Source organism: Herbaspirillum lusitanum P6-12 (assembly GCF_000256565.1).
GTDB lineage: Bacteria > Pseudomonadota > Gammaproteobacteria > Burkholderiales > Burkholderiaceae_D > Herbaspirillum > Herbaspirillum lusitanum.
Genome location: NZ_AJHH01000758.1, coordinates 1 through 368 on the forward strand (window position 1 = coordinate 1; position 368 = coordinate 368).

The 368-nt window shown below is 67.9% G+C and carries 1 protein-coding gene; it reads right to left on the reverse strand.

The genetic code is table 11. The annotated features are described in order from the left end of the window. The coding region (locus HLUSI_RS0124525) for an ATP-binding cassette domain-containing protein (RefSeq protein ID WP_016836448.1) at positions 1 to 368 on the reverse strand (368 nt) is incomplete at both ends.

A 368-nucleotide genomic window follows, 5' to 3' on the forward strand; every position in this document is an offset into this window, starting at 1 on the left:
ACCGCGCGCGCGCGCGCCACGGCGAGGCGGCGCTGTTCACTGATGGTCATGCTGCCGGCCGGCTTGTCGGCGAAGCGGCCGAGGTTGACGAAGTCCAGCAGCTCTTGCGCAGTGCGCCGCGCCGGACCGACGCCGCGCTCGTTGAGGAAGGCGCCGACCATGACGTTTTCCAAGGCCGTCATGCTGGTGAAAGTGCGCGCCACCTGGAAGGTGCGGCCGATGCCGATGCGGGCGCACTGCTCCGGCGACATGCCGGAAATCTTCAGGTCTTCCAGCCAGATGTCGCCGGTGGTCGGCGGCGAGTAGCCGGCGATGCAGTTGAACATGGTGGTCTTGCCGGCGCCGTTGGGGCGATCGCTGTTAGAACG